Source organism: Azospirillum sp. UFLA03-27, from assembly GCF_059803775.1.
Map to the genome: position 1 here is coordinate 21,054 of NZ_JAUQTX010000059.1, position 7,773 is coordinate 28,826.

At 68.6% G+C, this 7,773-nt stretch carries 6 protein-coding genes; 5 read left to right on the plus strand and 1 reads right to left on the minus strand.

Annotated features, from left to right (window positions below; all coding sequences use genetic code 11):
• Positions 1 to 12 precede the first annotated feature (12 nt).
• A complete protein-coding gene (acnB, locus tag Q4I23_RS11645; RefSeq protein ID WP_454017509.1) occupies positions 13 to 2,598 on the minus strand; it encodes a bifunctional aconitate hydratase 2/2-methylisocitrate dehydratase in 2,586 nt (861 codons plus the stop codon).
• Positions 2,599 to 3,123: 525 nt separating this feature from the next.
• On the opposite strand from acnB, the gene Q4I23_RS11650 reads away from it, so the two are divergent.
• From Q4I23_RS11650 to Q4I23_RS11670, 5 genes are all read left to right on the plus strand, one after another.
• Positions 3,124 to 4,731, plus strand: a complete 1,608-nt coding sequence (locus Q4I23_RS11650; RefSeq protein ID WP_498526352.1) for a DUF2491 family protein — start codon at positions 3,124 to 3,126, stop codon at positions 4,729 to 4,731.
• 51 nt (positions 4,732 to 4,782) lie between these two features.
• Complete coding sequence (locus Q4I23_RS11655; RefSeq protein ID WP_498526353.1) at positions 4,783 to 5,208, plus strand: DUF350 domain-containing protein; 426 nt, start codon at positions 4,783 to 4,785, stop codon at positions 5,206 to 5,208.
• A gap of 44 nt (positions 5,209 to 5,252) precedes the next feature.
• Positions 5,253 to 6,023: a hypothetical protein gene (locus tag Q4I23_RS11660; RefSeq protein WP_498526354.1), complete on the plus strand. Its 771-nt coding sequence runs from the start codon at positions 5,253 to 5,255 to the stop codon at positions 6,021 to 6,023.
• Positions 6,024 to 6,131: 108 nt separating this feature from the next.
• Positions 6,132 to 6,299 carry a hypothetical protein gene (locus Q4I23_RS11665; protein ID WP_014197640.1) on the plus strand — a complete coding sequence of 56 codons (168 nt, stop codon included), beginning with the start codon at positions 6,132 to 6,134 and terminating at the stop codon, positions 6,297 to 6,299.
• Positions 6,300 to 6,411: 112 nt separating this feature from the next.
• Positions 6,412 to 7,671, plus strand: coding sequence for a M16 family metallopeptidase (locus Q4I23_RS11670; protein ID WP_498526355.1), 1,260 nt, complete (start codon positions 6,412 to 6,414; stop codon positions 7,669 to 7,671).
• Positions 7,672 to 7,773: the final 102 nt, after the last annotated feature.

The window sequence follows — 7,773 nt, forward strand, 5'->3', positions numbered from 1 at the left end:
GGGAAGAGTGGATCAGGCCGCGACCGTATCGGCCACGTCCTGGAACTCCTTGATCTGGTCGAAGTTCATATAGCGGTAGATGTCGCCGGCCTTCTGGTTGATGACGCTCACCTGCTCCAGATACTCGGCCGGGGTCGGCAGCTTGCCCAGCAGGGCGGCGACGGCCGACAGCTCGGCGGAGCCGAGATAGACGCGGGTGTCGATGCCCAGGCGGTTCGGGAAGTTGCGGGTCGAGGTCGAGATGGCCGTCGAGCCCTTGCGGATCTGCGCCTGGTTGCCCATGCAGAGCGAACAGCCGGGCATCTCCATGCGGGCACCCGACTTGCCGAGAACGCCGTAATAGCCTTCCTCGGTCAGGATCTGGGCGTCCATCTTGGTCGGCGGGGCGATCCACAGGCGGGTCGGGATGTCGGTCTTCCCGTCCAGGATCTTGCCGGCGGCGCGGAAGTGGCCGATGTTGGTCATGCAGGAGCCGATGAAGACCTCGTCGATCTTGTCGCCGGCAACCTCCGACAGCAGCTTCACGTCGTCCGGGTCGTTCGGGCAGGCGACGATCGGCTCCTTGATGTCGGCCAGATCGATCTCGATCACCGCGGCGTACTCGGCGTCGGCGTCCGGCTCCAGCAGGGACGGGTTGGCGATCCAGTCCTCCATCGCCTTGATGCGGCGGCCGAGCGTCCGGGCGTCCTCGTACCCGTTGGCGATCATCCACTTCATCAGGGTGATGTTGGAGCGCATGTACTCGATGATCGGCTCCTTGTTGAGCCGGACGGTGCAGGCGGCGGCGGAGCGCTCGGCCGAGGCGTCGGACAGCTCGAACGCCTGCTCCACCTTCAGCTCGGGCAGACCCTCGATCTCCAGGATGCGGCCGGAGAAGATGTTCTTCTTGCCCTTCTTCTCCACCGTCAGCAGGCCCTGGCGGATGGCGTAGAGCGGGATCGCGTTGACGAGGTCACGCAGCGTGACGCCCGGCTGGAGCGCGCCCTTGAAGCGGACCAGCACCGACTCCGGCATGTCCAGCGGCATCACGCCGGTGGCCGCGGCGAAGGCGACGAGGCCCGAGCCGGCGGGGAAGCTGATGCCGATGGGGAAGCGGGTGTGGCTGTCGCCGCCGGTGCCGACGGTGTCGGGCATCAGCAGGCGGTTCAGCCAGGAGTGGATCACGCCGTCGCCCGGACGCAGCGCGACGCCGCCGCGGGTCGAGATGAAGGTCGGAAGCTCGCGGTGGGTCTTGACGTCCACCAGCTTCGGATAGGCCGCGGTGTGGCAGAAGGACTGCATGACCAGATCGGCGGAGAAGCCGAGGCAGGCCAGATCCTTCAGCTCGTCGCGGGTCATCGGGCCGGTGGTGTCCTGCGAGCCGACCGTGGTCATCTTCGGCTCGCAATAGGTGCCCGGACGCACGCCCTGGCCCTCGGCCAAGCCGACCGCGCGGCCGACCATCTTCTGGGCGAGCGTGAAGCCCTTGCCGCTGTCCACCGGGGAGGACGGCAGGCGGAACAGGGTCGACGGGGCGAGGCCCAGCGCCTCACGCGCACGGGCGGTCAGGCCGCGGCCGATGATCAGCGGGATGCGGCCGCCGGCGCGGACCTCGTCGAAGATCACGTCGGACTTGACGGTGAACTCGGCGATCACCGCGCCGTTCTTCAGCGCCTTGCCCTCATAGGGGCGCAGCTCGACCGTGTCGCCCGTCTCCATCTGCGAGACGTCGAGTTCGATCGGCAGGGCGCCGGCGTCTTCCATCGTGTTGTAGAAGATCGGGGCGATCTTGGAACCCAGGCAGACGCCGCCGAAACGCTTGTTCGGGACGTAGGGGATGTCCTCGCCCGTCCACCACAGCACCGAGTTGGTGGCCGACTTGCGCGAGGAACCGGTGCCGACGACGTCGCCGACATAGGCGACGAGGTTGCCCTTGGCCTTCAGATCCTCAAGCTGCTTGATCGGGCCGCGGACGCCGGCTTCCTCGGGCACGATGCCGGGGCGCGGGTTCTTCAGCATGGCCAGGGCGTGCAGCGGGATGTCCGGGCGCGACCAGGCGTCCGGGGCCGGGGACAGGTCGTCGGTGTTGGTCTCGCCCGACACCTTGAAGATGGTCAGCGTCAGGCTGGCCGGAACCTCAGGGCGCGAGGTGAACCACTCGGCGTCGGCCCAGGACTGGATCACCGCCTTGGCGTTGGCGTTGCCCTTGTCGGCCAGCTCCTTGACGTCGTGGAAGTAGTCGAACATCAGCAGCGTGGTCTTCAGACCGGCGGCGGCGGCCTCGCCGCACTCGGCGTCGCCCAGCAGGTCGATCAGCGGCTTGATGTTGAAGCCGCCGAGCATGGTGCCCAGCAGCTCGGTCGCCTTGACCTTGGAGATCAGCGGCGAGGTCTCGTTGCCCTTGGCGAGCGAGGCCAGGAAGGCGGCCTTGACCTTGGCGGCGTCGTCCACGCCCGCCGGGACGCGGTGCGTGATGAGATCGACCAGGAAGGCTTCCTCGCCCTGCGGCGGGTTCAGGAGAAGGTCGACCAGCTCCTCGGTCTGCTTGGCCGAAAGCGGCAGGGCGGGAATTCCGAGCGCGGCACGCTCAGCGACATGCTGGCGGTAAGCTTCAAGCACGGTGCGGTCCTCTCATCCAAGGTTGCTCAACAGTCGTCCGATTCCCCGACCCGGGGGCGCGCTCGCGGACCCGGCTTTTTTGCCCTTGCGGCGTCTTGCCACGCCGCTGGTCCTACCATTCCGGAAGGAACTTCCGCGGAACGGAGATGTCTTACGTCGCGGCCTTGGGAGTCGTCAAGTCAACGCTCCGCCTGCGACACGTTTTCAGGCGTCGGCCATAGAAGTGGTATTACAACTTGCTCCCGCCGGCCCTGTGGAGGGGCGGCGATTTCCTGAATTCCTCATGGTTTTTGCAATGAACGCCCCGGTGGGGTTTCTGTGCGGACCGCCGCATCACCATGGCTAACCCGCTGGTGAAGAGGTTGATGGTGAACAATTGGGCATGTAGGGTGTTCTGGCCGGCATCCACGGCACCGCGCAGGCTCCATGCCCCCAGGCCCCAATCCCACTGGTACAAAGCCCGTTCGGAACCGGATCGCCGCCTGGTTCCTGAGCGTTCTTCTGGCTCTGGCGCCACTCCAACCGTTGCCCGCCGCCGCACCCGCGGCGGTGCCCGCCGGGCTGGCGGCGGCCAGTGCCGCGCTGCTCTGGCCGCAGGCGGCGGAGGCGCGGGCCGGCGGAAGCCGCAGCTCCAGCGGGGGGTACAGCCGCCCGTCCGTGCGCACCCCGTCCTTCTCCACCCGCTCCGCCCCGTCGCGCGCGCCGTCCACCGGCAGCGGCGGCTACAGCCGTCCCCAAAGCGGGCCGTCCTTCGGCTCTCCCGGCGGGGTGCCCTCCGGCGGCGGCGATCTGGGCGTGTCGCGGCGGTCGAGCGGCGAGGCGCTGGACCGCTACCGGGCGCAGCAGCAACAGCGGGAACGCACCCCGCCGGTCGCCGCGCCGCCTCCCCGTTCCGGGTCCGGGTCCGCTTCCGGGTCCGGCTGGGGAGGGGGATGGCAGAGCGGCGGTGGCTCCGGCGCCGGCTGGGGGCAGCGGCGCACCGGCGGCTATGGGCCGGGCGGATGGTACGGCGGCTGGCGCCCGCCGGGCTGGGCTTATGGCAGCCGTCCCAGCTTCGGCCTGTGGAACGGGCTGTTCCTGTGGTTCCTGCTCGATAACCTGTCGCGCCCCGGCTACGCAGACTGGTTCCACAACCACCAGGGCGATCCCGGCTACGCGGAATGGCGTGCGGAGGCGGAGCGGCGCGCGCAGAGCGACCCCGACCTGCGCCAGCGCCTGGACGATCTCGACACCCGACTGCGCGCGCAGGAGGACCGGCCGCGCGACCCCGGCTACCTGCCGCCCGACATTCCGCGCGACGTCGCGCAGGCCGCGCCGGAGACGCCGCCGTCCTCGGCCGAGTCCGATGGGGGCTCCGGAGGGGGCTTGGGCACCTTGCTTCTTCTGATTGTGCTCGTCGGGGGCATGGTGGTGGCCGTGACCGTCCTGCGCCGCCGCTCGTCGGGCTCCCGCTCCGGAGGTTCCGCCATGACCCGTTCTCCCTGGAGCACTGCCGCCGGCATCGTGAAGGCCAAGGCCACCGGCGCGTCCTACGAACCGTCGCTGTTCCGCGTGGGTATGACGCTGACGCCCGATCCCACGCCCTTCCTGCTGGGTGGCGGCGCGATCAAGGCCGCGGCGCCGCAGGGCGCCGGCGCGATGGTCAGCGTGGAGGCCGTCGGCACGCTGACGGGCGGCGGCGTGACCCTGCACCGGCTCTATCTTCCGGGCGGAAGCGGCTTCTACCAGCTTCATCTGGGAGCCGGGGGAACACCGGACGAATGCCGCTGGTTCTCAGTGCTGGACGAGGTGCACCCCACCGACAACGACGAATGGGGCTTCTGGCTGGACCCTGCCGACGGGATGATCGGCTACCCGCAGTTCCAGACCAAGGACGGCAAGCTGTACGGGCGGCTGTGGTCACCCGGCGCGTCCCGCATCGCCCCCATCACCTTCGACGAGACGCTGACCGACCACCGCGGCAGCCGTACCCGCCGCCTGACCGCCATGCTCTATGCGGCCCCCACCGGCGCCGCGGACCCCGCGCCCCGCACCGAGTATGTGCTGGTCGCGGCGGTGGAGGACGGCGGCGAGGCGTGGGTGGAGGTCCGCGCCGGCGTCGACCTCAACCCCGCCTCGCTCTCCCTCGCCTGAGGCCCCACCCAGGTTTTCCGCCTGATCCCGCCAGCCCCTACGGAAGACACCATGGACACCAGCGTTGCGCAAATCCTGCAGGGCCTTGAATCCGGCCTGCCGCTGCTGCTTCTGCATTTCGGAGCGACCCTGGCTCTGTTCCTGATCGGGGTGGCTGTCTACATCGCGGTCACGCCGCTGCACGAGCGTGAGTTGCTGGCGAGCGGCAACCAGGCCGCCGGCTTGGTGCTGGGCGGCACGATGGTGGCGCTGGCGATTCCGCTGGCGGCAACGCTGGCGACCAGCCTCGTCCTGGTGGACATCCTGATCTGGGGGGCGGTTGCCCTGGTGCTGCAGTTGATTACCTTCCTGATCGCCATCTGGCTGTTCCGCGACCTGCGCCCGATGATCGAATCCGGCAACGTCGCGGCGGGCACGGCGCTGGCCGGCCTCCAGATCGCCGTCGCGCTGCTGAACGCCGGAGCCATGGCGGGGTGAACTCCGCCCAAACAGACCCGCCCAAACAGAGAGGAACCGCAACCATGATCTCGTTCATCCGCAACCTCGTCGGGGTGAAGACCGATCAGGCCGTCCAGTCGGCGGTGGAGGCCTTGGTGCGCTGGGACCCGAAGGCCGCGACGGAGGCCGAACTGCGCACGATGGAAGAGCATCTGGACAGTCTCGGCCTTCAGGTCGCGCAGGCCCGCGCCGCCTACGAAAAGGAGCAGAAGGAGGCCGAGGCCATCCTTCAACTCTCCCGCCAGCGCATGGCCGCCGCCGAGCATCTGCAGCGTCAGATGGAGGCGGAAGCCGACGCCGGTCGCAAGGCCCAGCTCGAAAAGAGCCTGGAAACGCTGGTGGGGATGCTGGAGCAGATGGCTCCGGACATCGATCGGGAGGAGCAGGACGCCGTGGATGCGCGCGAGTTCCTGACCATGCTGGAAACGACCTACGCCGAGGCCGGTGGCAAGCTGAAGGCCGCCCGCAGCGCGTTGCAGCGGGCCGAACGGGACATGGGCCGCGCCGCCCAGCAGCGCGATATGGCCGAGCAGCGGGCGGAGGCGGCCCGGCAGGCGGCGGGGCTGAGCGGCGCCACCTCCAGCCTCGGTACGGCGCTGAAGGCGATGCAGGACGCGGCGGCCCGCGATCTTGCCCAGGCGGAGGCGTCCAGCGCCAAAGCCCGCCTGCTGAAGCCGTCCAAACCGGAAGAGGACGATCCCAACATCAAGGCGGCGCTCGATGCAGCCACCGGAGCGAAGCCGGCGCCCAGCAGCCTGTCCGACCGTCTCGCCTCATTGAAAAGCCGGCATTGAGGAATGAATAGGATCATCCTATCGGTGAGATAGGATGATCCGTATCGATCCTATCGAAGTTCTCCGCCATGATGCGAGCGGTGAAAGTCTGCTCGGTGGAGGACGACCATGCGCAGGTCCATGGCGGAGCTGTTGAACGAACTGGAACGGCACGGCGTGCGGCTGCTGCCGGGCGGGCGTCTGCTGGTGCCGGGCGACGTTCCGGCGCCGCTGCTGATGCGCGCCCACCGCAACCGCCGCGCCCTCAGCGCCGCTTTGGCGCCGCCGCGCGGTTGACGACGCACTTGACCCCAAACCGCGGGGCGTTGTTCCTGCGCGGGCGGCGCCCCACGTCAATGCAACGCCCCCGATGTTCCGGGCGATCCCGTGCCCTACCAGGAGACCCTGTGTGACGATCCAACTGACCACCCTCGCCAACGGATTCCGCGTGCTGACGGACCACCTGCCGCATCTCGGCACGGTGACCAGCGGCGTCTGGGTCGGCGTCGGGGCGCGCAACGAACGGCCGGCGGTGAACGGCATCGCCCATTTCCTGGAGCACATGATCTTCAAGGGAACGGAAAGCCGCGACGCGCTGGGCATCGCGCTGGAGATCGAGAACCGCGGCGGCGAGTTCAACGCCTACACGGACTACGACGTCACCGCCTATTACACGCAGATGGCGGCCAAGCACGTCGACGTCTCCTGCGAGATCATCGGCGACATCGTCCTCAACTCCGTCTTCCCGGAAGAGGAGGTGGAGAAGGAGCGCGGCGTTGTCATCCAGGAGATCGGCCGCTACGCCGACGAGCCGGAGGATGTGGTCTACGAGGCGCTGCGCCGCACCGCCTTCGACGGGCAGGCGCTGGGCCGCCCGATCCTCGGCCCCAAGGAGAACGTCGCGGGTTTCGGGCGGGAGCATCTGTTCGACTATGTGTCCCATTACGACCCGCGCCGCATGGTCTATATGGTGTCCGGCAACGTCGATCACGGCACCGTGGTGCGCCGGGCGGAGGCACTGTTCGGCCATCTGACCGCCAAGGACGACCCCTTCCAGGAGACGGTCGTCAACAAGGGCGGGTCGGCGCTGCTGAAGCGCGACGCCGAGCAGGTGCATTTCATGGCGGCCTTCCCCGGCGTCGGCACCGAGGATTCGGCGAGCTACGCGCTTCGTCACCTCGCCAACATCCTGGGCGGCGGCATGACCTCGCGCTTGTTCCAGGAGATCCGCGAGAAGCGCGGGCTGGTCTATTCGGTCTACGCGGCACCCATCCAGTATGCGGACGGCGGGGCGCTCAGCTTCTACGCCGGGACCGGGCCGGAGGAGGTGGCGGAGCTGGTGCCGGTTTTCTTCGAGGAGCTGCGCAAGGCCCGCGACGGCGTGACCGCGGTGGAGCTGGAGCGGTCGAAGGAGCAGATGCGCTTCTCGGTGGGCAAGTCGCTGGAATCGACCATGCGTCGCGCCGACCGCTTCGCCCGCACCCTGCTGCGCACCGGCGAGGTACGGACCATCGAGCAGATCTTCGAGCGCATCGACGCCGTGACGCCGGAGGATGTGGCGGCGGCGGCCAACCGCGTCTTTGCCGGCCCGATGGCGGTGTCCGCGGTCGGCAAGCTGGACCATCTGCCGTCCTACGAGGACATGCAGGGGATGCTGCAGGCGGCGTGAGGTTGTCGTGCAGCGACGTATTGCCCCCTCCCTAACCCTCCCCCGCTGACGCAGGGGAGGGGCTGTCTCTTATACACATCTCCGAGCCCACGAGACTATAAC